Genomic DNA, 24,029 nt, shown 5'->3' with positions numbered 1-24,029 from the left:
AAGGCGAGGCTGCGAAAGAAGGCGGCCAGAAGCTTCGATGCACTCTGCGAGGCTCTCGGCGATATCTGCCATCTGTTCGAGCCAACCGAATGCAGAAACTTCTTCAAAGCGGCCGGATATGAGGCCGATTAATCGCAACACGCTTTAGGTGGCCAGCGCGACCAGCATCCATAGCGAACCCAGCACCAGCGCGATGCGCGCGCCGACAGGTGTCGCCTTACTCTCTTCGACCGTGGGCGATCAGATCGTCCACTCTTGACAGGAATAGCTTCAGGGTCGGCGATGCGTTGGCTTTGTGATAGCCGACCACCAGATCAATCGTTGGTGCATCGCCCTTCAGCGGGCGGCTGACCACGGACCGGGGCATGAAGTTCCGAGCATAGGCCGGCAAGAACGCCACGCCCCGCGTCGAGGCGATCAGGGACATGGCCATTGCCAGATTGTCCACCTCGTGATCCGGCGTGATATTCAGCTTGGATCGCTCCAGATAGTCGTTGATGACGACCCGCAACGCCGGCGCCGTATTCGATACGCTGACAAACGTCTCGCCGACAATGTCGCGCGGGTCGATAACATCATGCGCGGCGAGGCGGTGATCGTCAGGCAAGACGGCGACCAGCGGCTCCTTGGTGACCAGCCTGTAGACCAGATCAGGGGTTTGTGCCTCCGGCCGCATGAAGGCGACGTCAAGTCTGCCTCGCATAAGCGCGTCGGCGAGTTGCGGCGAATATTGACTGGAAACGGTGACCTCCATGTTGGGAAGTTCATCGCGAAGAATGCGCATGGCTTCGGGCAGCCAATCCATCTCCTGTCCGGTCAGGAAGCCCACGGCAAAGGATGGCTTGGAAGGCTCCGCGGCGCGACGGGCCGCGTCACGGGCCGCCTCGACCTGGGCCAGGACCAGCCGGGCATGGTCGAGGAAGACGCGGCCCGCGGCGGTCAGCTCGATGCCTCGTGCCGTGCGGACCATGAGCCGGGTGCCGACCTCATACTCCAGATCACTCATCTGACGGCTCAAGGACGGCTGCGCCGTATGCAGCCGGCGCTTTGCCGCGACCGTCAGGCTGCCCTCCTCGGCGACGGCGACGAAATAGCGGAGATGTCTCAATTCCATGACGAGCCTCATGCCTCAGAGGCATGGGGCCCAACTTACAAAGTCTTTTTCCGTGACGCCAGCAGAACCCAAATCAGGGGAGAAGAAAACGATCTTCGCTACCCAATCAGGCATCCGCCTTACACGGACGCCATATCTCAAAGGACTGGATATATGACTAACCCCGTTGTCTTGATCACAGGTGGACTGACAGGTATCGGACGCGCCGCCGCCGTCGCCTTCGCCAGGAAGGGTGCGAAGGTGGTCGTCGCCGGCCGGCGCGATGAGGCCGGCAAGGCACTCGCCAAGGAGTTGCGCTCCTTCGGTTCGGAAGCTGAATTCATCAACGCCGACGTCCGCAAGGAGGATGATGTCCGCGCCCTGGTCGACAAGACCGTGGCACGGTTCGGTCGGCTCGATGTTGCGGTGAACAATGCCGGTACCGAAGGCCAGGTCGGCCCGATCACAGATCAGACCGCCGAAAGCTATGCCGCGACGTTCGACACGAATGTTCTCGGCGTGATCCTGAGCATGAAGCACGAAGTGCGCGTGATGCAGGAACAGGGCAGCGGCAGCATCATCAACATCTCCTCTACCTACGGACACGAGGGGGCGCCGGGGGCGTCGGTCTATGTCGGCAGCAAGCACGCCGTCGAAGGCATCACCAAATCGGTGGCGCTGGAAATCGCCAACTCGGGTATCCGTGTCAACGTCGTGGCGCCCGGACCCACCGACACCGGGATGCTGACGCGCTTCACCGGCACGCCGGAGAACAAGGCGGCTCTGGTGACAACCGTTCCGATGGGTCGTCTCGGCCTCACCGAAGAGCTTGCCAACGCGATCGTCTTCCTCGCATCGGACGAAGCCTCCTTCATCACCGGCCATGTTCTCAACGTCGACGGCGGCAAGTCCCGCTGATCCTGTCCCGGGCGCGGAGGTTGTTCCGCGCCCGGCTGGCGACATCGCACAGCTTTATGAGGTAAATCCCAGTGACCCAATACACTCACCAAACCGCGCCGACCCAGATCGTGGAAGTCGGCGGCATCCGCTTCGCCTACCGCCGCTTCGGCAAACCAGGCGGTGTACCGCTTGTCTTCAACATGCATTTCATGGGCACGATGGACCATTGGGATCCGGCGGTGACAGATGGTGTTGCCAAGGAGCGCGAAGTCATCCTGTTCGACAATGCCGGTGTCTCCAGCAGTTCAGGCGATGTTCCGGAGACGTTTGCCGAGATGGGTGCCAACGCGATCGCCTTCATCAGAGCGCTCGGGCTCAAGCAGACCGATGTGCTTGGCTTCTCGATCGGAGGGCTGGTCGCCCAGGAAATTGCGCTACAGGCCCCGGATATCGTTCGCCGACTGGTGCTGGTCGGCACCGGACCACGAAGCGGCGAGAGCATGGATACCGGTACGCCCGAAGGCGCCCAGATCTTCGGTGCGACCTATGAGAACCCTGACGACCTTTGGCTTCGTGTTCACTTTACGCCTTCGCAAGCGAGCCAAGCTGCCGGACGTCGGTTTCTTAAACGCTCTCAGCTCCGCACCGAAGATCGCGATCCTCAGGTCACCGAGATCGCTGCACTGGCGCAGCGCGCCGCTATCGCCAAATGGGGCGCCAAGCGCGAAAAAGCCTGGGACTATTTGAAGGACATCAAACAGCCGGTTCTCGTCATCAACGGCAGCAACGACGTCATCATCTATACGATCAACTCCTACATCCTGCAGCAGAACCTGCCCAATGCCCAGCTGATCATCTATCCCGATTCCGCGCACGGCTCCCTGTTCCAATACCCGGCGTTGTTTGTCGCCGACGCGACGCGTTTCCTGAACGCCGAGGTTCCGTTTCCAACCGAAGAGACTGGAAATCATCGCTGACAAGGGACGAAGATTCGGCGTGCAGGCGGTTCGACGCTGCCCTCTCTCGCTCTTTCTCGGCTTAGGAATCAGCCTGCCCAATCGGCCGCGCGCCGGCCAGATACCGCTCATTGTCGAAGGGTTCGGCCCGGGTGCTGTCCGGGCTCCACATATGGCGGTCGATCTCGGTCAGATTGCCGAGATAGACATGCAGCGCGCCGGAGCGGGCGCTGCCGGTGTTGGCGACGGCATGCACCGTATCCGGCGTCATGTGCACCACGGCGGGCGCCGCGATGTCCTGGCGTTCCGGTGTATCGATCTCGCTGCCGTCGACGGGATAGATGAAGTTGGTCTCGCTGCCCTTGTAGATGCCGATCAGCGCATCCATTAGATGGTTGTGCGCCGGGTACTGCAGGCCGGGCGACAGCGTGATGTGGTAGATCGTCAAGTCGGGGCTGGCATGCAGCAGCACCTCATCGTCTTCCTCTTCATGGGCAAGCTCGCCCGAGGCGTGAAAACGATCAGTGTGCTCGCGCAACACCGCCTTCACCCGATCGAAGGCATCAGGACCTTTGGCTGCGTTGACGATATCGGCGGTTACGGCGTAGAGAGGCGAGTTAGCGGCAAGAGGCATTGTCAGTCATCCCTCTTAAGAAGCTTAATACTCATAACTGAGATGCTTAGGCTAGCGAATGCCGCAACCAGCGTCAACTGCCCCAGGAAGACCTGACATGATCGCCCCGAAATCCGCAGCCGCGTCACCCTCGACCGCCGACATATTGCGCAGCGAGGAGGCCTATGAGCAGCTGAAGAGCGACATCGTCGCCTGCGTGCTGCGCCCCGGCGAAAGCCTGACCGAGAAGCAGATCGGCGACCGCTACCAGATCAGGAAGGCGACGATCCGCTCGGCACTTGCCCGCCTGACGCAGGAAGGGCTGATCAAGAGCGAGCCGCGCCGCGGCTATGTCATCGCACCGCTCAGCCTGCGCGACGTCAACGAGATTTTCGATGTCCGCAGCCTGATCGAGCCGGAAGTGTTCCGGGTGGCCGCGGCAAATCTCACCGAACGCGGGCTCGACGACATCCGGCTGGCGGCGCAAAAGGTTCTAAAGCCGGAGACGTTGCGCAGCCACGTCGCCTTCCTCGCCGCCGATCGCGCCTTTCGCCTGGCGTTGGCCGAGCTTTCGGGAAACCTGCGGCTGGCGCGACTGCTCGACCAGATCCTCGACCAGTCGGAGCGCGTTCTCCATCTCGGCTTCAAGTCGCGCGACTTCACGCAAACGATCATCGGCCAGCAGAAGGAACTGGTGCTCGCCTGCGAGGTGGCCGAGGTCTCGGCCATCGCCAAGCTTGCCCGTTCGCAGTGCCTGTCGCTCAAGAAGCAGGTGCTCGAGGCCCTGCTTGCCGGCTCCAAACTGCAGGACGCCAATTTGCAAAGCTTCGCCTGAGGCGGCGAGGCCCATGCTCTCTGGCCGCCGCTTCACTCATTCGTCGATGAAGCGGATTTCCGCGTCGGCAAGGCAATAGGGCGCATAGCGGAAATCGCGGATCTCGCTAACCTTTCCGTCCTGCCAATCGACCAGCATGAAGCCACGCACACCGCTTTCCGGCGTCTCCGGGTTGCGGATCAGGATCGCCGGCCTGCCGTCGACAAAGCCGAGCGACAGCGCCCAGTCGCTGGCGCGGTCGTAATTGCCGAAATAGATGGAAACCTGCGCCTTGCCGCGCATGTGGGTGCGGTTGACGAGGTCGAGCTGGATGTCTTCGGCAATCAAGGCGCGCACGGCGTCGAAGTCGCGCGCGTTGAACAGGTCGACATAGCGGCGCAGGCGCCGCTCGTCGTTGGCGTCGAGCTTTGGGACAGGCGCTTGTTCGTCCTGTGACGCAAGCAGCCGCAACTGTGCCCGCCCGCGATGCAGCGCCGCCTTGGTTGCGGCCAGTGTCGCGCCCGAGACCTCGCAGGTCTCGTGCAGGCTGAGGCCAAGCACGTCGACCAGGATCACGGCACTGCGCTGCGCCGTCGCCAGCTGCATGAAGCTGCGCAGGCTGGCGGCGGTGGCGAGCCTGGCATCGGCGTTTGCCGAGGGGTCTTCGATCGTCGTCATGTCGGTCTCGCTCATGCGCGCCTGCTCCCGCTGGCGCCGGCGCAGATGATCCTGCGCGGCATTGTGGGCGATGCGGAACAGCCATTGCTCCGGCCGCTCGACAGAGGCGTCGCCGTCAATGGCTTGCAGCGCCTTGATCAGTGTCTCCTGGACGATGTCCTCGCCATCGATCACAGAGCCGGCCATGCGGGCGCAGTAGCGGTGCAGCTTCGGCCGCAAGTCGCGAAGCATCGCCTCCAGTGCCGGCCGGTCGAGTTTTGCTGCGTTCATCCTGTCCATTCCCAAAATGCCGGGTTTGCAGTCAAGCCGGCACGACCTCGCCGGCCAGCATACGATAATTGCCGACGATCTTTGCCGGCGATCTGGCAAGCGGCGTCGAGCGTCGCCCGGCATGATCGGCGCTGAAGGCCTTGAAGGCGGCGAGCCCGGTCAGGCCGTCGCCGTCCTGGCTGACAAGATGGACGAATTCGCCATTCTCCAGTTCCAGCACGAGGTAGCGCACGGATTGCGGCTTCGTTTCGTCCAGCGCCTCGAACACCTTTGCAACCAGCATACGGTTCTCGGCGATGCTTTCATCCTTCACGCCGTAGCGGATGAGATTGTAGCCCATTGTCGTCTCCTGTTTTTCAAGTCTGCATGGAGAAGACGTTTCGCGGCGTCGAAAAGATTCTCACCGCCGGCGAATCTTTTCGATCGTCCATATCGTCTTTCCCCCGTGGACGGCTGCGCGGCAGCCAATCGAGGAGCAGGGAGAGACCCATCATGCACATCCAGTTTGCCGAATTGCCCGTCATCGACCAGGACCGCGCCAAGGCCTTCTACACCGATCACCTTGCCTGCCAGGTGATAGCCGACCAGCCGATGGGTGACAGCGGCTGGCGCTGGATCGAACTGGCATTCCCCTTCGCGGTCACCAATTTGCATTTCATCAGGCGCGCCGATAACGCGCCGAGCGCCGAACCCGTGATGGTTCTGGTCGACGACAATGTCGAGGCGATGATCGCCGCGCTGAAGGCGCGCGGTGTCGAAATCATCACCGAGCCGCAGGAAGCGCCCTGGCAGCCGGGCCGCACCGTCGCCGAGTTCCGCGACAGCGAGGGCAATCGCATGGTTGTCGCCAGCAAATGAACGAAAAGCCGGACTTTGACGTGAGAGCAACAGGAGAGATGGACATGACACACAAATCGTCGACGCTGAAAGTACCGGGCGCCAGCCTCTATTATGAAACGCGCGGCTCCGGCCCCGTGCTGCTGATCATCCCCGGCGGGCCGCAGGACGCCGGCGTCTTCGCCCATGTCGCGCACCACCTCGCCGACCGCTATACGGTGGTCGCCTACGACCCGCGCGGCAATTCGCGCAGCACCTTCGACGGAGAACCGCAGGAACAGGACCTCGATGTCCATGGCGACGATGCGGCGCGGCTGATCGAGGCGTTCGGCGCCGGGCCGGCCTATGTGTTCGGCACCAGCGGCGGCGCCCAGATCGGGCTCAACCTCGCCGCCCGTCATCCCAGCCGGGTGCGAGCGCTGGTGGCGCATGAGCCGCCCAGCATGATGCTGCTCGACGACCCGTCGCCGGCGCTGGCCGGCATGCGCGACCTGCACGACACCTATCGCAGCCACGGCGTCGAGGCGGCGATGCAGAAGTTCTTCAGCGAGAATGGCCTGTCGGAAGGGCCGGACCATGATGAAGCCGGGCCGCAGGAGCCGCTGGACGGGCCGCCTTCGTTCGAACCGTCGCCCGAAGAGGCCGAGACCTTTGCCAGGGTGAGCGGCAATTTCGAATACTGGCTGGCGCATGGCGTCATGCCGCTGTCGCTCTACCGCCCTGACGTCGAAGCGTTGCGCGGCCGCCCGGTTGTGGTCGGCATCGGCGAAGAGTCCATCGGCCAGCCGATCGACGGCATGGGCAAGGCGCTGGCCGACAGGCTCGGCAGCAAGCGCGCCGCCTTTCCCGGCGACCATATGGGTTTTGCCCCCTATCCCGACCGCTTCGCCGAGACCTTGCACCTGGCGCTCAGCGGCGCGTGAGATCGTCAGTCCAATAGGAAGGGGCGTCCGCATGCATGATGCGGGCCCCCTTCTTCCATGAGATTAACCGGCTAAATATTGCGGATCAGACAGCCTCCCAGCCTTCCTTGCCGCCGGCGCGGAAGATGGCGTCGATGACCTTCTGGTTGAGCACCGATTCCTCTAGCGTGAAGACGCGCTCCTTGCCGCCCGCGGCCGCCCTCGCAAACGTCTCGACCTCGCGCCGGTATTGCTGCGTGCCGGGAAAGCGGAAAACCTGCGCCTCGGTGTGGTTCTGGTTGTGCAGTTCGATGCGATGGTGGTCGTAGAGCCCCGCATTGAACGGCGAGAACACCTCGATGAACCCTTTCTCTCCATGGAACACCATCACCTGTCGCGCCGCCATCTGCGTCGACAGGTAGAAGGACAGTTCGAAATCGCCGAAATCGGCGCGGATCGAGGAGTAGATGTCGGTGCCGAATTTTTTGTCGCGCTCGATCGTCGCCTGCACGCGCAGCGGCTCCTTGCCGGTGCAAAAGCGCGTCGACACGGTCGGATAGACGCCGATGTCGGGCAGCGCGCCACCGCCGAGATCGAGCTGGTTGCGCATGTTGGTCGGGTCGACATTGTAATAGGAGAAAGCGCCCTGCACATGGCGTAGCCGACCGATGGCGCCGTCGGCGATGAGGTCGCGCACCTTGATCCATTGCGGGTGGTAGATGACCATGAAGGCTTCGCACACCAGCACCTTTTTGGCGTCGCGCAGCTTGATCAGCGGCGCGATATCCTTGGCGTCGAGCGCCAGCGGCTTTTCCACCAGCACGTGCTTGCCGGCTTCGATGGCCTTGGCGGTCCATTCGACATGCTGCGAGGTCGGTAGCGGGATGTAGACGCCGTCGACGTCTTTCGACGCCAGCAGTTCCTCATAGGAGCCGAAGGCATGGCGGGCCCCGAAACGATCGCCCAAGGCCTTGGCCTTCGACAGGTCGCGGCTGGCGATCGCCGACAAAACACCATTCTCGGCCTCGACGATTGCCGGCAACAATTGCTCGCGGCCGATCTTGGCCGTCGACAAAACTCCCCATCGGAACATCGCGCTTCTCCTATCGATTAACAGGCGAGGAGGTTTGCCCGAAATTGGGGGAAAAGCCAATGCGGATCGCTGGTTCCGGCTAGCCCTTCTTCCCCGTCAGCGTCATGTCGAAGTCGACGATGTTCGAATAGATCGGCGTGCCGACATCCATTCCGTAGCGGGAGCGCAGCACCTTGCCGGTGACGTGGAATTTGATCGTGCCGCCCTTCAGCCCGCCGAGCTCGGCGGTGAACTTTTCCGCAAACGTCTTGCCGCGCGCCGTCAGCCGGCCGCTGACCAGCGCCGTGGTGTCGCTGGTGCGGGTCACGCTGGTCGAGCGGAACTGGATTTCGGGACTGTTGGCGGCGTCGAACACCGCGTCGGAGCGCAGGAAGGCGTCGATGCGGCCCTGACCGGTGCCGACGCTTTCGGGATAGATGGTGAAATTGACCTGGGAGCGTCCGACATCGCTGTTGTCGATGCGGATCGAGCCCTTGAAGCGGCCGAAGGCGCCGTCGAGGCCCCCGCCGCCGACCTTGCCGATGGAAAAGCGGATGCTGGAGCTGGCCGGGCTGATCGAGTAGCTGCCGGCTGCGTCGTTAAGGTCGACAGCGGCCAGGACAGGCATGGCAAGACAAGCGGCAACCGCCGCCAATCCGAAGATGCGCGCATACATGGGTTTTGTCCTTCTGGGGCAGGCAAAGTCCTGCGTCTTTCCTCCATGAACGAATACGCGGCGCGCCCTATTCCACATCGCCATCTGACGAAGGCGTGATCATACGCGCGAGCACGCTGTCGCGCAGCCAGAAATGGTGGCGCAGCGCCGCCAGCGCATGCAGCGCGACCAGCGCAATGCTGGCATAAGCGAGATACCAGTGCGCGGCTGCCCAGAAGCTTTCCGCGGCATCCGATTCGACGAGCGGCAGGTTCGGCATCACGAACAGGTTGAACGGCATGCTGGGTATCTCCAGCATCGACACCGAAACCAGCGCCCAGCCGGACAGCGGCAGAGCGAGCTGGAAGGCATAGAGCGCCAGATGCGCCAGCGGCGCGGCGCGACGCTCCAGCGCCCCGGTCGAGGCCGGCAATGCCGGCGCCGCATTGCCGAGCCGCCAGGCGATGCGCAGGATGATGAGACCGAGCAGCAGGAAGCCGAAGGATTTGTGCAGCTGGATGAGCTCGAACGCGGTGCGCTGGCTGGTCAATCGCACCATGACGAAGCCGAGCGCGAACTGGCCAATGAAGATGATTCCGATCAGCCAGTGAAGGATGATGGCCGCCCAGCCGTAGCGGGTTGCGTTGTTGGTGATCGATGCCTGCATGGCAAATAAACGAATGGCAGGTGGGCTTTCTTCCGGCGCGCCCTTACCCTCCCCCTTGTGGGGAGGGTCGATCCGCATAGCGGATYGGGGTGGGGGTCCTCATAGGGCACAGCCCCCACCCCGTCGCTTCGCGCCGACCCTCCCCACAAGGGGGAGGTCTCCACAAGGGGGAGGGTAGGCTAACCACCGACCCTGACAAAAGGCCAAGGCTGCAAACCGCGCGGAGGTCACTGTCGACAGCCCCGTCCTTGAGCTGGACGACATGTTACGGCTTGCCACCCGGCAAAGGCTGCCCGCTGCCGGTGTCGCGGCCATCCTGGGCAAGGCGCGACTCCTGGGCCTCGTTGTTGACAAAGCAGAGATTGCGACGGTCGTCAGAAAACCGGCCCGGTCACCCACAACCGACACGCGGATGAGCCTCGAGGAGTGGCAAGCCAAGTTCGTGCCGAAACGCGTCGACCCCGGCTCGAACTAAACGGTTTGCATAACACCTGCTATCCGTGCACCCGCTCAGCGCACTGCGCCGCTACTGACCAATATGCGACGCGACCGACATCATCGCCTCAGAGTTCGGGTGGGCGCCCAAGCCGCCATCGAAAACCTCGGAGAACGTCCAGCGAACGACACCGTTGCGGTCAAGCAGGAACTGGCCCATGAGCTGGCCCACGCCGGTCGCCATCATTTGCTGGTCCGCTTCAGTGATATCGTAATTGTCTTTTTTGTTCAGATATTCGAGCGTGGCAAACGGATCCATCGGCTCAGGCATTTCGCCCGGCACGTTGAGCCGCATCGCCTTCACATCGCTCATTGAGGCCTTGTGCGGCCATGCGCTCTCGTCCTCGGTGATCTGCATATTGGGGAGCCCAAAAGCGCGGTGTGAAGCCCGCTCAGGATCGGATGCAGCAAGCAAACCAACCATCGGATGGTACCGGAGATAAAGGCGCGCCCGTTCGATGGGCGTGTTCACCACCGTGAGGCTTTCGATGCCCTTTGCGTTAAGGGCTGGTGTGAGCAGCGAAACCGTCGCGATATGACGCCTGCAAAAAGGACAATGGAGACCTCGATACAGCCCAACCAGGACTGGCCTCTCGCCGCGGAAATCGTCGATAGCTATCTTGCCCTCGCGAGTAATTGCGTCGAGTACGAAATTGGGCGCTCGTTCGCCCAGTTGCAGAGGGCCTACGTTGGCGCGGTCGGACATGCTTGATCCTCCTCGCGGGTCAATCCAGTAACGGAAGCGCGACGGTGCATTGTAGCACAGAGATGGCGGACGTTGGGGCGCTACCTTAGTGCCGGTACTTTCCGATTGATTTCCGGGCATCTTCGCGCCAAGATTCGTCAAATGCTGAAGAAATCCACAAACGCCCGCAGCGCCGGGCGCATCTGGCGGCGGCTGGGATAGTAGACGAAGAAACCGTCGAAGGGCGGGCACCAGTCTTCCAGAACGCGGATCAGCCGGCCGTCGGCGAGCGGCGCGCGCACATAATCGTCGAAGACAAAGGCGAGCCCAGCACCGTCGACCGCTGCCTGGGCGATCAGATGGTCTTCGTCGAGGATCAGCGGCCCTTGAGCGGCGAATTCGATCTCTTCGCCATCCTTTTCGAATTCCCAGCGGTAGAGAATGCCGCTGGAAAAACGGAAGCGGATGCAGCGGTGATCGGCAAGATCGCGCGGATGCCGCGGTCTAGGCATGGTCGCGAAATAGGACGGCGCACCGACCACGGCGCCGCGAAGGTCTGGTCCTATGCGCACCGCGATCATGTCGCGCTGCAGGCTCTCACCGAGCCGCACGCCGGCATCGAAGCCGCCTTCGACGACATCGGTGAAGCGATCCTCAATGACGATTTCCAGCACGATATCGGGATAGGCCGATGCAAAGGCGCCGAGCCTGGGTGTCAATGCCAGGTGGGCCGCGGTGCGCGGTACGGTCAGCCGCAGGTTCCCGGCCGGCCGGTCGCGCGCCTCGACCGCCGTCTCCAGCGCTAGGTCGATCTCCGACAGCGCCGGCCGCAGCCGCTCGAGCAACTGCGCACCTTCCTCGGTCGGTGCCACGCTGCGCGTGCTGCGCGCCAAGAGCCGCACGCCAAGCCGCGCCTCCAGGCTGGACACCGCGTGGCTCACCGCCGAAGGCGCGATGGCCAGTTCCCGCGCCGCGCCGCGAAAACTGCCGCACTGGGCGACCGTTGCCAGTACTGCCAGTTGAGAAAGATGCGCCCGGTTCATTGATCTATTTTATAGAACAGCCCGTGCGAATGACAGCCAATTATCGAAAATAAGGCAAGGCGCTATCTCCCCTCTCATCGCAACAAGGAGATGCGCCATGAAAACCCGCAAACTTGGTACTGAACTCGAAGTCTTCCCCGTCGGCCTCGGCTGCATGGGCATGAGCTTCGTCTATGGCGGCCAGCCGGAAGCCGAAGCGATTGCCACCTTGCGCCGCGCTGTAGAGATCGGCGTGACGTTTTTCGACACGGCCGAAGTCTACGGCCCCTTTGAGAACGAGATCCTTCTCGGCAAGGCGTTGAAGCCAGTGCGCGACAAGGTGACGATCGCCACAAAATTCGGCTTCAAGATTTCCGAGGAAGGCTCAGGCATCGAGCGCATGGTCGGCGTCGACAGCCGCCCTGAGCACGTCAAGGCGGTGGCGGAAGCCTCGCTGAAGCGGCTCGATACCGATGTCATCGACCTCTACTACCAGCACCGCGTCGATCCCAACGTGCCGATCGAGGACACGGTTGGCGCCATGGCCGAACTGGTGCGCGAGGGCAAGGTGCGGGCGCTGGGCCTGTCGGAGGTCAGTGCCGCCACCATCCGCCGGGCGCACGCCGTGCATCCGATCGCTGCCGTTCAGAGCGAATACTCGCTGTGGAGCCGCGATCCGGAAGACGAGGTGTTCGATGTTTGCCGCGAACTCGGCATCGGCTTCGTCCCCTACAGCCCGCTCGGCCGCGGCCTGCTCACCGGCACCATCGCCAAACCGGAAGCCTTGAGCGACGACGACTGGCGCCGCACCTTGCCGCGCTTCCAGGCAGACGCCATGGCCGCTAATGCCAAGGTCATCGCCACACTGGAAAAGCTGGCGGTGGAAAAAGGCGTGACGTCGGCGCAGCTGGCGCTCGCCTGGGTGCTGCACCAGGGCGATTTCATCGTGCCGATCCCAGGCGCGCGCAAAATCCGCCATCTCGAGCAGAACACGGCGGCGGCTGGCATCGAACTGAGCGCGGCTGAGGTGGCGGCGATCGGCGATGCGCTGTCGCCCGACAAGGTGGTCGGCAAGCGCTACACGGAGGAATTGCTGGCGCTGGTGAATGGGTGAGCATCTACACTAAGGCAAGGGGCGCTGCGGTGCCCCTTTTGCATAGTGCGAAAGAAGCGATACGTTGGCCCGAGGCGCCCCCCTCTGCCCTGCCGGGCATCTCCCCCTCAAGGGGGGAGATTGGCAGCCCAGCTGTCGCACACATCTGGCGACGCTAGTCTAGTAATTGGCGAAAGCCTGCGTGACACCTGATCTCCCCCCTTGAGGGGGAGATGCCCGGCAGGGCAGAGGGGGGTGCCTCGCACCGACTTCGACATCTCCTACCACGGCACCACCGTAATCTCCGGCCAGCACTCTCTCGCCCGCGCGCCCTTCGCCTCATGCGTGCGCTGATTATCCGTCACCCGGTTCGGTGTGATGCGAAACGAAAAGAGGTCATCCAGCCCGAACGGCGCCACCAGCTCCAGCTGCCCGCCGGCATCGTATCGAACCCCGACCGCATGCGTCTTCGAGGCAAAATACCCAACGGACTCGCTGGAACTCGTATAGCGCGGGCAGGGCTGGCCGAACTTCTGAGGATACCACAGATGCACCCGCGCCTGGTTGCGCACCTCGACGGGCAGCGGCAGCCCTTCGAAATGCTGCGCTGCCCGGCGGATAACCGCATCCTCGGCCTCGTAAGACAGGTCGCTGTCATCGAAGTAGAAGAGATCAACGTCCTTGATGCCGTAGCCCGACGGCTTGCCGGTCAGATGGTTCCAGACGCTGTTATAGAGGGCGCCGGACACCACCAGCCAGTCCGGCAGGTTGAGCGTGCGAGCCCGCGCCAACACGTCGCCGACCAGCGGGTCGGCCGACACGATATCGAAAAAAGCGGCCCGTTGCGTTTCAAACGGCAGCCCGGAATAGCGCAGATGGTCCATCGGCCCTTTGGAGGGCGATTCGCCATCGCTCGGCAATCCCTCCGCCGCTCTACGTCCTCAGCACGCCGCCCGTCTGCTTGCCGACATTGTCGACGATGCGCTTGGCCAGCGCCTCGAAATCCTCGTCGGTCAGCGTCTTTTCGACCGGCTGGATAGAGACTTCGATGGCAATCGACTTCTTGGCGGCACCGAGCGATGCGCCTTCGAAGACGTCGAACACCGAAACGCCGGTGACCAGCTTCTTGTCGGCGGCCAAAGCCGCGCGTACCAGTGTGCCGGCTTCCACCGTCTTGTCGACGACGAAGGCAAAATCGCGCTTCACCGCCTGGAAGGCGGAGAGCTCCAGCTTCGGCTTGGTTTTCGTCGGCTTGGCCTTCGGCTCCGGCACGGCGTCGATATAGACCTCGAAGCCGCAGAGTGGCCCGGAAACGTCGAGCGCCTCGAGCGTCTTCGGGTGGAATTCGCCGAATGTGCCCAGCACCGTCTTCGGGCCGAGCTTGATCGTGCCGGAGCGGCCGGGATGATACCAGGCCGGACCGCCGGGCTCGATCTGCAGCCGGTCGACAGGCGCGCCGCAGGCTTCCAGCGCTGCGATCGCATCCGCCTTGGCGTCGAACACGCCGACCGGGCCGGAATTGCCGGCCCAGCTGCGGCCCGAGCCGTCGAGCTTGGCCGTGCCGCGGCGCACGCCGGCGGCAACGCGCCGCTGCTGCTCGGGGCCGTCACCCTCATAGGTGCCGGAGACCTCGAACAGCGCGACGTCGCCAATGCCCCTGTCGGCATTGCGCTGCGCGGCCGTAATCAGGCCGGGCAGCAGCGAGGGTCGCATGTCGGACATATCGGCGGCGATCGGGTTGGCGAGCTTCAGCGCCGTCTGGCCACCGCCGAACAGTTCGGCGTGCCTGGCCGGGATGAACGACCAGGTGACGGCCTCCATCATGCCCCGCACGGCGAGCGAGCGCTTGGCGGTGCGGGTGCGCACCTGCAGCATCGTCAGGATCTTGGAGTTGACCGCATCATGCGCACCCAGCGGCTGCGGCGCGATGTTGTCGACACCGTGGATGCGCATGATCTCCTCGACCAGATCAGCCTTGCCGTCGACATCCGGGCGCCAGGACGGCACCGCGACATCGACGACATCGCCCGAGCCCTGCGGCTTGAAGCCAAGCCGGTTCAGAATGTCGAGGCTTTCGGCCTTCGGCACCTCGATGCCGGTCAGCCGCTTCACTTCCGACAGGGGGAAGGAGACGATCTTGGGCTTGTGTCCGGCATATCCGACCACCTCGGTTTCCGTCGGCTCGCCGCCGCAGAACTCCAGCACCAGCTTTGTCGCCAGTTCGACGCCTGGCACCATGAATTCAGGGTCGACGCCGCGCTCGAAGCGGTAACGCGCATCGGTGATGATGCCGAGCGTGCGGCCGGTGCGCGCCGTGGTGATCGGGTCCCAAAGTGCCGATTCGATCAGCACGTCGGTGGTGTTCTCGTCGCAGCCGGAATGTTCGCCGCCCATGATGCCGGCGATCGACTCGACGCCGTCCTCGTCCGCGATCACGCACATTTCCGGCGTCAGCGTGTACTCGCGGCCGTCGAGCGCCTGCACCTTCTCGCCGTCCCGCGCACGGCGCACGGTGAGGTTTCCGGCGACCTTCGCGGCATCGAACACATGCAACGGCCGGCCGCGGTCAAAGGTGACGTAATTGGTGATGTCGACCAGCGCGCTGATGGGCCTCAGCCCAATGGCGATCAGCCGCTGCTGCAGCCATTTCGGCGACGGGCCGTTCTTCACGCCCTTGACCAGCCGGAGCGCGAAGCCCGGGCAGAGCTCCGGCGCTTCGATCTTCACCTTCACCGGGCACATGCCGTTGCCGGCATGCGGCATGATCGCACCGCCGACGAGGCGGCCAAGCCCGCTTGCCGCCAGATCGCGGGCGATGCCGTACACACTTGTCGCATCCGGCCGGTTCGGCGTCAGATTGATCTCGATCACCGGATCGTCGAGATGCGCATAGGCGGCGAAGCTGGTGCCGACCGGCGCGTCGGCAGGCAGGTCGATGATGCCATTATGCTCATCCGACAGCTCCAACTCGCGCTCGGAGCACATCATGCCGTGGCTTTCGACGCCGCGGATCTTGCCGACGGTCAGCGTCACGTCGATGCCGGGCACATAGGTTCCGGGCGCGGCGAAAGCGCCGATCAGGCCGGCACGGGCATTCGGCGCACCGCACACCACCTGGACCGGCGCTTTGCCGTCGCCGGTATCGACTGTCAGCACCCGCAGCCGGTCGGCGTCGGGATGCTGGACGGCCGTCAGCACCTTGGCGATGACGAAGGGCTTCAGGCTGGCCTTGTCGTCGACATGCTCGACTTCGAGGCCGATCGAGGTCAGCCGCTCGACGATCTCGTCGAGCGTGGCGTCGGTCTCCAGATGATCCTTGAGCCAGGAAAGGGTGAGTTTCATCACTGTGTTCCGTTTTGTCTGTACCCGTCCGGTCTTTGTCCATCAGGTCGGGGCACGCTTGTTTTCAAATGGCGCGGCAGGTCGTCGGGCATATGCAAGAAAGGCAGCTGCTCGCGCACATAGGCATGGTGCGTCGGCCGGAAATAGGCCGGCATGTCCATGGCGCCGAGCATGAAATAGATGTGGTCTTCCAGCCGCTCGTCGACATAGGCGATCGGCGAGCCGCAGATGCCGCAGAACGAGCGCGTCACCGGGCCGTTCTCGTACATCTTCAGCGCCTTGCCGGTGAAAGCCACCTGCCGGTCAGAAAGCCGACAAAGGCCGACACCGGCGCGCCGCTGGCCCGCCGGCAATCGCCGCAATGGCAATAGCTGACATGGTGCGGTTCGGCCGAAGCCTCGAACCGCACCGCGCCGCAACGGCAGCCGCCAGTGTGAGGCGCCGTCATGCGGAGAGACCTCCGAACAGTGTCGGCATGTCGAGCGGCCGGAAGCCGTAATGCGACAGCCAGCGCACGTCGGCGTCGAAGAAGGCGCGCAGGTCCGGCATGCCGTATTTCAGCATGGCGATGCGGTCGATACCCATGCCCCAGGCAAAGCCCTGATACTCGTCGGGATCGAGCCCGCCGGCGCGCAGCACATTCGGGTGCACCATGCCGCAGCCGAGGATCTCCATCCAGTCGGAGCCTTCGCCGAAACGCACTTCGCCCGGCCGCGAGCGGTCGCACTGGATGTCGACCTCGAGGCTTGGCTCGGTGAACGGGAAGTAGGACGGCCGGAAGCGCATCTCCACCTGCGGCACCTCGAAGAACGCCTTGCAGAACTCTTCCAGCACCCACTTCATGTTGGCGACATTGGCGGTCTTGTCGATCACCAGCCCCTCGACCTGATGGAACATCGGCGAGTGGGTGGCGTCCGAATCCTGCCGGTAGGTCTTGCCGGGGATGACGATGCGGATCGGCGGCTTCTGCTTCTCCATGGTGCGGATCTGCACGGGCGAGGTGTGCGTGCGCAACAGCTTGCGCTCGCCCTTCTCGTCCGGCTGGAAGAAGAAGGTGTCATGCATCTCGCGCGCCGGATGCCCTTCGGGGAAATTCAGCGCGGTGAAGTTGTAATAGTCGCTCTCGACATCGGGGCCTTCGGCGATGGCGAAGCCGAGATCGCCGAAGATCGCCGCGATCTCGTCGATGACCTGGCTGATCGGATGGATGCGGCCGCGCTCGGCCGGCGACTGCCGCACCGGCAGCGTCACGTCGACCGTCTCGGCGGCGAGCCGGGCGGTGACCGCCACATCCTTCAGCTCGGCCTTGCGGGCGGTCAGCGCCTCGGTGACGCGGTTCTTCAGGCCGTTGATCGCCGGGCCCTTGACCTGCCGTTCCTCGGCGCTCATCGCGCCCAGCGTCTTCAGCATTTCGGAGACCGAGCCCTTCTTGCCAAGTGCTGCAACGCGCACCGCCTCGATCGACGCCTCGTCGCCGGCCGAGGTAATGTCGGCGAGCAGCGAGGCTTCCAGGGTTTCAAGATTTCCAGCGGTGTCGTTCACGGCGAAACTCTCTCGATCGGGCGACCGACACCATTTTGGTTCGTCGTCACCATTTTGGTTACATCAGGCATAAGAAAAACCCGCGCCAGCCGTGCCAGCGCGGGTTCCCCAAATCAAGTGTTGAATAGCTTGGGAAGCGCTGGTCTTAGGCGACAGCGCTTTCAAATGCATTCGGCGTGGTGTTCTTCAGATATTCGAGCGCGACCTTGGCCTTGGCCACGAGCGCGGCGAACGCCTGCGGCTCATGGATGGCCATGTCGGACAGGATCTTGCGATCGATCTCGATGCCGGCCTTGTTGAGCCCGTCGATGAAGCGGCCATAGGTCAGGCCATGTTCGTGGGTCGCGGCGTTGATGCGCTGGATCCACAGCGCGCGGAACGAGCGCTTGCGGTTCTTGCGGTCGCGGTAAGCGTACTGCAGCGACTTTTCCACTGCCTGCTTGGCGATGCGGATGGTGTTCTTGCGGCGGCCGTAGAAGCCTTTCGCGGCTTTCAGGACCTTCTTGTGCTTGGCGTGCGAGGTGACGCCTCTCTTTACGCGTGCCATGTCATGATCTCCTTAAAAGCAATTCCAGGTGCCTGGCGGCTCTCAGTTCGGAATTGCGTAAAACAAATGCGTGTCCGGACCGAATGCCTTAGAGGCCGTTCGGCAGAAAATTCTTGATGACCTTCTTGCCATCCGGTTCAGCCAGAACCATCGTGCCGCGGGCATTTCGAATGAACTTGTTGGAACGCTTGATCATGCCGTGACGCTTGCCGGCCGCAGCCGACAGGACTTTACCCGTACCTGTGATCTTGAACCGCTTCTTGGCGGCTGATTTGGTCTTCATCTTGGGCATTTTGCTACTCCGTATTGGTGGCGCACAATCGCGCTTCTTGTTCGCTTCGGGCGGACCAAAAGCCCGAAAAGCAAATGAAACCGCCACGGCATGCCCTGCCGGGCGGTTTTCTTGGAACGCGGTCCTATACGTCAAAGCAGGCGCGCGCGCAACACCTCAGGCGCTGCGACGCTCTGTCCTTAATTCACGGCGCAGACCTGGGGTCGGATAGGTGGGTCGAGATTCGGGTTAGGCCGAGTCGAAAACGGCTAATGCCGAGAACCGGAGCGGAGCGTACTTAAGTACGTGAGCACCGGAAGCGCAGGTATCAGCCGTTTGCAGGCCGGCCTCACCTGAATATCAGCCCACCTAGGGCAGCCGGAACAGCACCGGCAGTATGCCCGATTGCTGGGCACCGTCGATGGTCTCGAACACCGGCAGCGCCACCAGGAACACCAGCCCGTCGAGCAAGGTTGTCAGCAAAAGCCGCGGCTTGAAACTGCCGGTATCGCCTTCCTGGTAGAGCGATAGATTGGGGAAGAAACGCGGCACCCGCGCCAGATAGGCTTCGTAAGGCGCACCCAGCAATCCTTTGAGATACTTCTCTTCGCGCAGGATGACGATGTGGAAGGCGCCGGCGCACAAAAGCGCAAACAGGATGACGCCGGAGAACGAGCCGATCTGCGCCCCGACGCCGGCGGCAGCAATGGTCGAGAACACATAGAGCGGGTTGCGGGTGATCGAATAAGGTCCGCCGGTGACGACTTCGGAGGATTTACGCCCGCCAATATAAAGTGTCGACCACAAGCGGCCGACGACGCCAAGGAAGATCAACAGCACGCCGAACATTTCGATCGTCTCGTGCACCGGGGTTTCCGGTGGAAAGGTCGACTGGCCGAACAGCAGGGCGGCAAACAGCACCACCACCAGCACCGCAAGCACCATCCTGCGCATATGCTGGTAGCCGCCCAGCTCCTTGACGGGCGCAGGCTTGATTTCATTGGCCATGTCGGGAATCCGATCGTGGAAAAGCTTTGCCGGCGATCGCAGCGTCTGGACAAGAAAACAGGCGTCCCGCCGATCGCTGGGACGCCGTGAGCTATGATTCAGGCGGATTTAGAGCGCGACACCACGCCTGAACAGAATGTGATCCAAAGCAATTCCAGGAAAAGCGTGAAACGGTTTTCTGTCCGGAATTGCTTCAAAACAAAGAGATAGAGCGTTTCGCCGTTTCCATGAAACGGTGAACCGGTCTAGCGCGGCGCCAGCACCATCATCATCTGGCGGCCTTCCAGCTTCGGCTCGGCCTCCACCTTGGCGATGGTAGCCGTCTCCTCGCGCACCTTGTTCAGGAGCTGCATGCCGAGTTCCATATGCGCCATCTCGCGGCCGCGAAAGCGCAGCGTCAGCTTGACCTTGTCACCTTCCTCGAAGAAGCGCCGCACGGCCTTCATCTTGGTGTCATAGTCATGGCTGTCGATGTTCGGGCGCATCTTGATCTCCTTGATCTCGATGACCTTCTGGTTCTTGCGCGCTTCGGCCGCCTTCTTCTGGTTGGCGTATTTCAATTTGCCGAGATCGAGGATTTTTACGACGGGCGGCACCGCATTGGGCGATATCTCGACCAGATCGAGCCCGGCCTCTTCGGCGAGCAGCAATGCGTCGTTGATGGAGACATCGCCTCGGTTCTGGCCTTCGGCGTCGATGAGCTGGACCCGGGGAACCCGGATATCACGGTTGGAGCGCGGGCCATCCTTGGTGGGCGCCGCTGCTTTGAAAGGTCTGCGAATGGTCGTGGTCTCCTTGGCCGTTTCGTTCAGGGTTTCAAATCTAGAAATATTCAGGACGCGCCAATGTGGTGAGCGCGCGGGCGGAGTCAATAGCACAGCGCTAACGGAAAATCACCCTGAACGCAGGCCTGCACCAAACAAAGGATATAGCGGGCACTTTCCGCCTCGCCTTTGCCTGTGCCAAAAGACCGGCGAGGAAAATCAGGCCCCTACAACCAGGACCGACAGATCGCCATGACCGCGACCACCCCAACCCTTCTGGATGTCCAGGGAATCAGCATCGCGGTGCGCCATTCCTCGGGCGCGACGCCCGGCATTGTCTGGCTCGGCGGCTACAAATCCGACATGCTGGGCACCAAGGCCGAGACGCTGTCTGATTGGGCGGCCCGCGAAGGCCGTGCTTTCCTGCGGCATGACTATTCCGGCCACGGCGAATCCGGCGGTGCTTTTGCCGACGGCACCATCTCGAAATGGCTTGGCGAGAGCCTCGCCGTCTTCCGGCGTTTCACCGAGGGCAGGCAGATCCTCGTCGGCTCCTCGATGGGCGCCTGGATTGCGCTGCGCATGGTGCAGGAACTGCGCAAGGCGGGCGACAGCAATGTCGTCGGCCTGGTGCTGCTCGCGCCGGCGCCGGATTTCACCACCGAGCTGGTCGAGCCGACGCTGACCGAGGCGCAGAAGCGCGACCTCAAGGAGAAAGGCTTCTTCGAAGAGCCGTCGGACTATTCCGCCGAGCCTTACATCTACACGCGCGCGCTGATCGAGGACGGCCGCGACAACCGGGTGATGACCGGGCCGATCGACACCCATTGCCCTGTCCATATCCTCCAGGGCCTGGCCGATGCCGATGTGCCGGCAAGCCATGCGTTGAAGCTGGTCTCGCTGTTGCCGGCCGACGATGTCACTTTGTCGCTCATTCCCGACGGCGACCACCGTCTGTCGCGGCCGCAGGACCTCGACATGCTGCTCAGGGCAGTTGGCGAGATGGTCCGGCGGGCAGTGTAGGGTAGGGCATGCGCATTTCCATCCCGATATCCGCCTTTGTCGCGGCAATCGTCGGCTTTGGCGGCACGCTGGCCGTCGTCATTGCCGCCGCCAAGGCGGTTGGCGCCACCCAGGCCGAGACGGCGAGTTGGGTGACGGCGCTGTGCCTGGCGATGGCGATCGAGTGCCTGTGGCTGTCCTGGCGCACGAAAATGCCCATCATCACCGCCTGGTCGACACCCGGCCTGGCGCTGATGGCGGCATCGAGCGGCTTTACCATGGCCGATGCCGTGGGCGCCTTCATCGCCACCGGCATCCTGTTGATCGCCACCGGCCTGTTCAAGCCGCTGACCCAACTGATAGCAAGGATACCGGCGTCGGTGGCATCGGGCATGCTGGCCGGCATTGTCGTCACCTTCGCGCTCAACGCCGTCAAGACCATTCCCGTCGATCCCTGGCTGATCCTGCCGCTGATCGCGGCCTTCTTCGTCATTCGCCTGTTCAACCCGGCGCTGTCGGTGCTGGCGGTGCTGATCGGCGGCGGCATTGCCGCCTTCCTCACCGGTCGCGTCGGCGGCCTGCCGGCGCCGGAACTGTCGACGCTGACGCTGATTGCGCCGCATTTCAGCGCCGCCGCCGTTATCGGCCTAGCGCTGCCGCTCTACCTCGTCACCATGGCTTCGCAGAACCTGTCGGGCCTCGCCGTCTTGCGCGCCGCCGGCTATCACCCCGAACCCGGCCCGTTGATCGGCGTCACCGGCCTGTTCTCACTGCTGTCGGCGCCATTTGGCGGCTCGACCACCAATCTGGCGGCGATCTCGGCGGCGATCTGCACCGGCCCGGATGTCCATCCCGATCCCGCCGAGCGCTGGAAGACCGGCCCGTTCTACGCGCTGGCCTACCTCGTCTTCGCGATTTTCGGCGCCTCGCTGGTGGCGATCTTTGCCGTGCTGCCGCAGAGCCTGATCGTACTGGTGGCTGGCCTGGCGCTGATGGGCTCGCTCGCCAACGCGCTGTCGATCGCGCTCAAGGACGAGGACCAGCGCATGGCCGCCACGGTCACCTTCGTGGTCACGGCGTCAGGGCTGACACTGTTCGGCGTCGGCGCCGCCTTCTGGGGCCTGGTCGCCGGGCTGGTCGTGCTTTTCCTCGAAGGGCTCAAAAAGCGATAATCATTTCAGACCCTTGTCCGGTTTTGGCCGGCATTGTCTTGAATCGCCGTTTTTGTCTTCCCATCTCGATTCGACGCAGCCGTTCTTGGCTGTCTCCAACCGAAGGAATGGGAGAAAATGAACACATCCGCATTGATCCGCCCGGCCTGGACGCCGGCGACCATCGCGCTGATGGTGATCGGCTTCATGGTGTTCTGGCCGCTTGGCTTCGCCATGCTCGCCTACATCATCTGGGGCGACCGGCTTGACGGCTTCAAGCGCGACGTCAACCGCGCCCCCGACGGCATCTTCGCCGGCTGCCGCCGCGGTTCCGACAAGGCCGCGCGCTGGGGCCATGGGTCGGCTCGCACCGGCAATGTCGCTTTCGACGACTGGCGCGAGAAGGAACTCGAGCGCCTCGCCGAAGAGCGCCGCAAGCTTGACGAGATGCTGAGCGAGTTCGACGACTATGCCCGCGAATTGCGCCGCGCCAAGGACCAGGACGAATTCGACCGCTTCATGGCCAACCGCCACAAGTCAACGGCACCGACGACCACGGGCTCGACTGAAACGGCCAAGCCCGCGACCCCGAAGCGCAAGGGTCCGAACCTGCTTGACGACTGAGATCCTGCGACAGGTCTCGGCATGACAGACGGCGTCGCGCAAGCGGCGCCGTTTCTTTTTTGTTCTCTTTTCGCATTCGCTCTACTGGTCGTTTTCCTCGAATCGCGTATCGTTCAGCCATGTCCTTCGGCTTCTTTCGCAACCTGACCAAGCCCAAGCCCTCGCCCGTCCAAGAGCGAGAGCATGTCGTTGCCGGCCGCACGCTGCCGCTCAGGATCGTCGAGAGCGCCCGAGCACGGCGGCTGACGCTGCGCATCGATTCCGGTGGCCAGGGCCTGCGCATCACCGTGCCGCCGGGCCTGCGCCGCGGCGAGGTGGAAAAATTCCTGCATCGCCATCAGGACTGGCTGGAGCAGCGACTGGCCAAGGTGCCGACCCGCCCACAGGTGCGCCCCGGCATCAAGGTCCCGATCCGCGGCGTGGCGCATCGCATCGTCCACGAGCCGTCGAAGCGCGGCACCGTCACCGTGTCGCGCGACGAGCGCGGCCCGCTGCTGATCGTGCATGGCGAGCGCATACATCTGCCGCGCCGCATCGCCGATTTCCTCAAGCGCGAGGCCAAGAAGGAGATCGAGAAGCTGGTGATCAGACACACCGAGGCACTCGGCAAGCGCGCCAAGGCGATCCGCTTCAAGGATACGTCGAGCCGCTGGGGCTCCTGCACCTCCGACGGCAATTTGTCCTTCTCCTGGCGCATCATGATGGCGCCGACGCCTGTGATAAACTACCTCGTCGCGCATGAGGTAGCGCATCTCAAGGAGATGAACCACGGCCCGAAATTCTGGAAACTATGCGAGCAGCTCTGCCCCGACACCGACCGCTGCAAGGACTGGCTGAAGCGCAATGGCGGCGCGCTGCAGGCGATCGTGTTTGATTAGCCTAAAGCGTGTTGCGATTAATCGGCCTCATATCCGGCCGCTTTGAAGAAGTTTCTGCATTCGGTTGGCTCGAACAGATGGCAGATATCGCCGAGAGCCTCGCAGAGTGCATCGAAGCTTCTGGCCGCCTTCTTTCGCAGCCTCGCCT

27 protein-coding genes and 1 pseudogene are annotated in these 24,029 nt (G+C 63.1%); 11 read left to right on the top strand and 17 right to left on the bottom strand.

Annotated elements, in window-relative coordinates; genetic code table 11:
- Positions 1-217: 217 nt before the first annotated feature.
- Positions 218-1,114, bottom strand: a complete 897-nt coding sequence (locus AC1DYO_RS31270) for a LysR family transcriptional regulator (RefSeq protein WP_477268421.1) — start codon at positions 1,112-1,114, stop codon at positions 218-220.
- Positions 1,115-1,267: 153 nt separating this feature from the next.
- Between AC1DYO_RS31270 and AC1DYO_RS31265 the strand changes: the two genes are divergently transcribed.
- Positions 1,268-2,011, top strand: coding sequence for an SDR family NAD(P)-dependent oxidoreductase (locus AC1DYO_RS31265; RefSeq protein ID WP_477268419.1), 744 nt, complete (start codon positions 1,268-1,270; stop codon positions 2,009-2,011).
- A 71-nt stretch (positions 2,012-2,082) separates the two neighbouring features.
- Positions 2,083-2,970 (top strand): alpha/beta fold hydrolase, encoded by an 888-nt coding sequence (locus tag AC1DYO_RS31260; protein ID WP_477268417.1) that lies wholly within the window; start codon positions 2,083-2,085, stop codon positions 2,968-2,970.
- Between the two features lie 61 nt (positions 2,971-3,031).
- Here the strand turns inward: AC1DYO_RS31260 and AC1DYO_RS31255 are convergent, their stop codons facing one another.
- Positions 3,032-3,583, bottom strand: coding sequence for an autotransporter (locus AC1DYO_RS31255; protein ID WP_477268415.1), 552 nt, complete (start codon positions 3,581-3,583; stop codon positions 3,032-3,034).
- A 97-nt stretch (positions 3,584-3,680) separates the two neighbouring features.
- Between AC1DYO_RS31255 and AC1DYO_RS31250 the strand changes: the two genes are divergently transcribed.
- Positions 3,681-4,397 carry a GntR family transcriptional regulator gene (locus tag AC1DYO_RS31250; RefSeq protein ID WP_477268413.1) on the top strand — a complete coding sequence of 239 codons (717 nt, stop codon included), beginning with the start codon at positions 3,681-3,683 and terminating at the stop codon, positions 4,395-4,397.
- Between the two features lie 36 nt (positions 4,398-4,433).
- Here AC1DYO_RS31250 and AC1DYO_RS31245 read toward each other — a convergent pair whose 3' ends face one another.
- Together AC1DYO_RS31245 and AC1DYO_RS31240 are read right to left on the bottom strand one after the other, a co-directional pair.
- Positions 4,434-5,324 carry a sigma-70 family RNA polymerase sigma factor gene (locus tag AC1DYO_RS31245; RefSeq protein ID WP_477268412.1) on the bottom strand — a complete coding sequence of 297 codons (891 nt, stop codon included), beginning with the start codon at positions 5,322-5,324 and terminating at the stop codon, positions 4,434-4,436.
- A 31-nt stretch (positions 5,325-5,355) separates the two neighbouring features.
- A complete protein-coding gene (locus tag AC1DYO_RS31240) occupies positions 5,356-5,664 on the bottom strand; it encodes a hypothetical protein (RefSeq protein ID WP_210285023.1) in 309 nt (102 codons plus the stop codon).
- 152 nt (positions 5,665-5,816) lie between these two features.
- On the opposite strand from AC1DYO_RS31240, the gene AC1DYO_RS31235 reads away from it, so the two are divergent.
- Together AC1DYO_RS31235 and AC1DYO_RS31230 are read left to right on the top strand one after the other, a co-directional pair.
- Entirely contained in the window at positions 5,817-6,182 is a 366-nt protein-coding gene (locus tag AC1DYO_RS31235) for a VOC family protein (RefSeq protein ID WP_477268410.1), read from the top strand.
- A 44-nt stretch (positions 6,183-6,226) separates the two neighbouring features.
- Complete coding sequence (locus AC1DYO_RS31230; protein ID WP_477268408.1) at positions 6,227-7,084, top strand: alpha/beta fold hydrolase; 858 nt, start codon at positions 6,227-6,229, stop codon at positions 7,082-7,084.
- Between the two features lie 85 nt (positions 7,085-7,169).
- Here AC1DYO_RS31230 and AC1DYO_RS31225 read toward each other — a convergent pair whose 3' ends face one another.
- The 3 genes from AC1DYO_RS31225 to AC1DYO_RS31215 all read right to left on the bottom strand — a co-directional run bounded on the left by AC1DYO_RS31225 (position 7,170) and on the right by AC1DYO_RS31215 (position 9,457).
- Positions 7,170-8,156: a Gfo/Idh/MocA family protein gene (locus tag AC1DYO_RS31225; RefSeq protein ID WP_477268406.1), complete on the bottom strand. Its 987-nt coding sequence runs from the start codon at positions 8,154-8,156 to the stop codon at positions 7,170-7,172.
- A gap of 79 nt (positions 8,157-8,235) precedes the next feature.
- A complete protein-coding gene (locus AC1DYO_RS31220) occupies positions 8,236-8,811 on the bottom strand; it encodes a YceI family protein (protein ID WP_477268404.1) in 576 nt (191 codons plus the stop codon).
- Between the two features lie 67 nt (positions 8,812-8,878).
- On the bottom strand, positions 8,879-9,457 hold the full coding sequence (locus tag AC1DYO_RS31215) for a cytochrome b (RefSeq protein ID WP_477268402.1): 579 nt from the start codon (positions 9,455-9,457) through the stop codon (positions 8,879-8,881).
- Between the two features lie 262 nt (positions 9,458-9,719).
- Here AC1DYO_RS31215 and AC1DYO_RS31210 point away from each other — a divergent pair, with 262 nt between their 5' ends.
- On the top strand, positions 9,720-9,932 hold the full coding sequence (locus tag AC1DYO_RS31210) for a hypothetical protein (RefSeq protein ID WP_477268400.1): 213 nt from the start codon (positions 9,720-9,722) through the stop codon (positions 9,930-9,932).
- Between the two features lie 51 nt (positions 9,933-9,983).
- Here AC1DYO_RS31210 and AC1DYO_RS31205 read toward each other — a convergent pair whose 3' ends face one another.
- Both AC1DYO_RS31205 and AC1DYO_RS31200 read right to left on the bottom strand, forming a co-directional pair.
- Positions 9,984-10,658, bottom strand: a complete 675-nt coding sequence (locus AC1DYO_RS31205) for a peroxiredoxin-like family protein (RefSeq protein WP_477268399.1) — start codon at positions 10,656-10,658, stop codon at positions 9,984-9,986.
- A gap of 137 nt (positions 10,659-10,795) precedes the next feature.
- A complete protein-coding gene (locus tag AC1DYO_RS31200) occupies positions 10,796-11,680 on the bottom strand; it encodes a LysR family transcriptional regulator (RefSeq protein ID WP_477268397.1) in 885 nt (294 codons plus the stop codon).
- A 97-nt stretch (positions 11,681-11,777) separates the two neighbouring features.
- Between AC1DYO_RS31200 and AC1DYO_RS31195 the strand changes: the two genes are divergently transcribed.
- A complete protein-coding gene (locus tag AC1DYO_RS31195) occupies positions 11,778-12,773 on the top strand; it encodes an aldo/keto reductase (protein WP_477268395.1) in 996 nt (331 codons plus the stop codon).
- Between the two features lie 260 nt (positions 12,774-13,033).
- On the opposite strand, the gene AC1DYO_RS31190 is transcribed toward AC1DYO_RS31195, so the two are convergent.
- The 8 genes and pseudogenes from AC1DYO_RS31190 to infC form a co-directional block, all read right to left on the bottom strand.
- Entirely contained in the window at positions 13,034-13,636 is a 603-nt protein-coding gene (locus AC1DYO_RS31190) for a nucleotidyltransferase family protein (RefSeq protein ID WP_477268394.1), read from the bottom strand.
- Positions 13,637-13,685: 49 nt separating this feature from the next.
- Positions 13,686-16,094, bottom strand: coding sequence for a phenylalanine--tRNA ligase subunit beta (gene pheT, locus AC1DYO_RS31185; RefSeq protein ID WP_477268392.1), 2,409 nt, complete (start codon positions 16,092-16,094; stop codon positions 13,686-13,688).
- Positions 16,094-16,542, bottom strand: a pseudogene (locus tag AC1DYO_RS31180) (GFA family protein). Before AC1DYO_RS31180 ends, pheT begins: the two are co-directional and overlap by 1 nt.
- Positions 16,539-17,636, bottom strand: coding sequence for a phenylalanine--tRNA ligase subunit alpha (gene pheS / locus AC1DYO_RS31175; protein ID WP_477268390.1), 1,098 nt, complete (start codon positions 17,634-17,636; stop codon positions 16,539-16,541). Before pheS ends, AC1DYO_RS31180 begins: the two are co-directional and overlap by 4 nt.
- Before the next feature lie 145 nt (positions 17,637-17,781).
- Entirely contained in the window at positions 17,782-18,183 is a 402-nt protein-coding gene (rplT, locus tag AC1DYO_RS31170) for a 50S ribosomal protein L20 (RefSeq protein WP_006201247.1), read from the bottom strand.
- A gap of 88 nt (positions 18,184-18,271) precedes the next feature.
- The gene (gene rpmI, locus AC1DYO_RS31165; protein WP_006201248.1) at positions 18,272-18,475 is read right to left on the bottom strand and encodes a 50S ribosomal protein L35; all 204 of its coding nucleotides are present in this window, start codon (positions 18,473-18,475) and stop codon (positions 18,272-18,274) included.
- A 348-nt stretch (positions 18,476-18,823) separates the two neighbouring features.
- Positions 18,824-19,462 carry a methyltransferase family protein gene (locus tag AC1DYO_RS31160; protein WP_477268388.1) on the bottom strand — a complete coding sequence of 213 codons (639 nt, stop codon included), beginning with the start codon at positions 19,460-19,462 and terminating at the stop codon, positions 18,824-18,826.
- A 245-nt stretch (positions 19,463-19,707) separates the two neighbouring features.
- Positions 19,708-20,244, bottom strand: coding sequence for a translation initiation factor IF-3 (gene infC / locus AC1DYO_RS31155; protein ID WP_181056876.1), 537 nt, complete (start codon positions 20,242-20,244; stop codon positions 19,708-19,710).
- A 234-nt stretch (positions 20,245-20,478) separates the two neighbouring features.
- Here infC and AC1DYO_RS31150 point away from each other — a divergent pair, with 234 nt between their 5' ends.
- From AC1DYO_RS31150 to AC1DYO_RS31135, 4 genes are all read left to right on the top strand, one after another.
- Positions 20,479-21,249, top strand: a complete 771-nt coding sequence (locus AC1DYO_RS31150; RefSeq protein WP_477268386.1) for an alpha/beta hydrolase — start codon at positions 20,479-20,481, stop codon at positions 21,247-21,249.
- Between the two features lie 8 nt (positions 21,250-21,257).
- The gene (locus AC1DYO_RS31145) at positions 21,258-22,400 is read left to right on the top strand and encodes a benzoate/H(+) symporter BenE family transporter (protein ID WP_477268384.1); all 1,143 of its coding nucleotides are present in this window, start codon (positions 21,258-21,260) and stop codon (positions 22,398-22,400) included.
- 117 nt (positions 22,401-22,517) lie between these two features.
- Positions 22,518-23,003: a DUF2852 domain-containing protein gene (locus AC1DYO_RS31140; protein ID WP_477268382.1), complete on the top strand. Its 486-nt coding sequence runs from the start codon at positions 22,518-22,520 to the stop codon at positions 23,001-23,003.
- Between the two features lie 119 nt (positions 23,004-23,122).
- Positions 23,123-23,881 (top strand): M48 family metallopeptidase, encoded by a 759-nt coding sequence (locus AC1DYO_RS31135; protein ID WP_477268380.1) that lies wholly within the window; start codon positions 23,123-23,125, stop codon positions 23,879-23,881.
- Positions 23,882-24,029 lie beyond the last annotated feature (148 nt).

The sequence above is a fragment of the Mesorhizobium sp. P2_F5 genome, from assembly GCF_056403715.1.
The sequence above is the reverse complement of the archived record's forward strand: the minus strand, read 5'-3'. Positions and strand labels throughout refer to the sequence as shown.

Coding starts and splice junctions, on each gene's coding strand:
- AC1DYO_RS31250 (WP_477268413.1), top strand. CDS start 3,681: ATGATCGCCCCGAAATCCGCAGCCGCGTCACCCTCGACCGCCGACATA.
- AC1DYO_RS31225 (WP_477268406.1), bottom strand. CDS start 8,156: ATGTTCCGATGGGGAGTTTTGTCGACGGCCAAGATCGGCCGCGAGCAA.
- AC1DYO_RS31160 (WP_477268388.1), bottom strand. CDS start 19,462: ATGGCCAATGAAATCAAGCCTGCGCCCGTCAAGGAGCTGGGCGGCTAC.
- AC1DYO_RS31140 (WP_477268382.1), top strand. CDS start 22,518: ATGAACACATCCGCATTGATCCGCCCGGCCTGGACGCCGGCGACCATC.
- AC1DYO_RS31150 (WP_477268386.1), top strand. CDS start 20,479: ATGACCGCGACCACCCCAACCCTTCTGGATGTCCAGGGAATCAGCATC.
- AC1DYO_RS31195 (WP_477268395.1), top strand. CDS start 11,778: ATGAAAACCCGCAAACTTGGTACTGAACTCGAAGTCTTCCCCGTCGGC.
- AC1DYO_RS31235 (WP_477268410.1), top strand. CDS start 5,817: ATGCACATCCAGTTTGCCGAATTGCCCGTCATCGACCAGGACCGCGCC.
- AC1DYO_RS31240 (WP_210285023.1), bottom strand. CDS start 5,664: ATGGGCTACAATCTCATCCGCTACGGCGTGAAGGATGAAAGCATCGCC.
- AC1DYO_RS31145 (WP_477268384.1), top strand. CDS start 21,258: ATGCGCATTTCCATCCCGATATCCGCCTTTGTCGCGGCAATCGTCGGC.
- AC1DYO_RS31255 (WP_477268415.1), bottom strand. CDS start 3,583: ATGCCTCTTGCCGCTAACTCGCCTCTCTACGCCGTAACCGCCGATATC.
- AC1DYO_RS31245 (WP_477268412.1), bottom strand. CDS start 5,324: ATGAACGCAGCAAAACTCGACCGGCCGGCACTGGAGGCGATGCTTCGC.
- rpmI (WP_006201248.1), bottom strand. CDS start 18,475: ATGCCCAAGATGAAGACCAAATCAGCCGCCAAGAAGCGGTTCAAGATC.
- AC1DYO_RS31270 (WP_477268421.1), bottom strand. CDS start 1,114: ATGGAATTGAGACATCTCCGCTATTTCGTCGCCGTCGCCGAGGAGGGC.
- AC1DYO_RS31220 (WP_477268404.1), bottom strand. CDS start 8,811: ATGTATGCGCGCATCTTCGGATTGGCGGCGGTTGCCGCTTGTCTTGCC.
- AC1DYO_RS31190 (WP_477268394.1), bottom strand. CDS start 13,636: ATGGACCATCTGCGCTATTCCGGGCTGCCGTTTGAAACGCAACGGGCC.
- AC1DYO_RS31200 (WP_477268397.1), bottom strand. CDS start 11,680: ATGAACCGGGCGCATCTTTCTCAACTGGCAGTACTGGCAACGGTCGCC.
- AC1DYO_RS31215 (WP_477268402.1), bottom strand. CDS start 9,457: ATGCAGGCATCGATCACCAACAACGCAACCCGCTACGGCTGGGCGGCC.
- AC1DYO_RS31210 (WP_477268400.1), top strand. CDS start 9,720: ATGTTACGGCTTGCCACCCGGCAAAGGCTGCCCGCTGCCGGTGTCGCG.
- rplT (WP_006201247.1), bottom strand. CDS start 18,183: ATGGCACGCGTAAAGAGAGGCGTCACCTCGCACGCCAAGCACAAGAAG.
- AC1DYO_RS31230 (WP_477268408.1), top strand. CDS start 6,227: ATGACACACAAATCGTCGACGCTGAAAGTACCGGGCGCCAGCCTCTAT.
- AC1DYO_RS31205 (WP_477268399.1), bottom strand. CDS start 10,658: ATGTCCGACCGCGCCAACGTAGGCCCTCTGCAACTGGGCGAACGAGCG.
- pheT (WP_477268392.1), bottom strand. CDS start 16,094: ATGAAACTCACCCTTTCCTGGCTCAAGGATCATCTGGAGACCGACGCC.
- AC1DYO_RS31135 (WP_477268380.1), top strand. CDS start 23,123: ATGTCCTTCGGCTTCTTTCGCAACCTGACCAAGCCCAAGCCCTCGCCC.
- AC1DYO_RS31265 (WP_477268419.1), top strand. CDS start 1,268: ATGACTAACCCCGTTGTCTTGATCACAGGTGGACTGACAGGTATCGGA.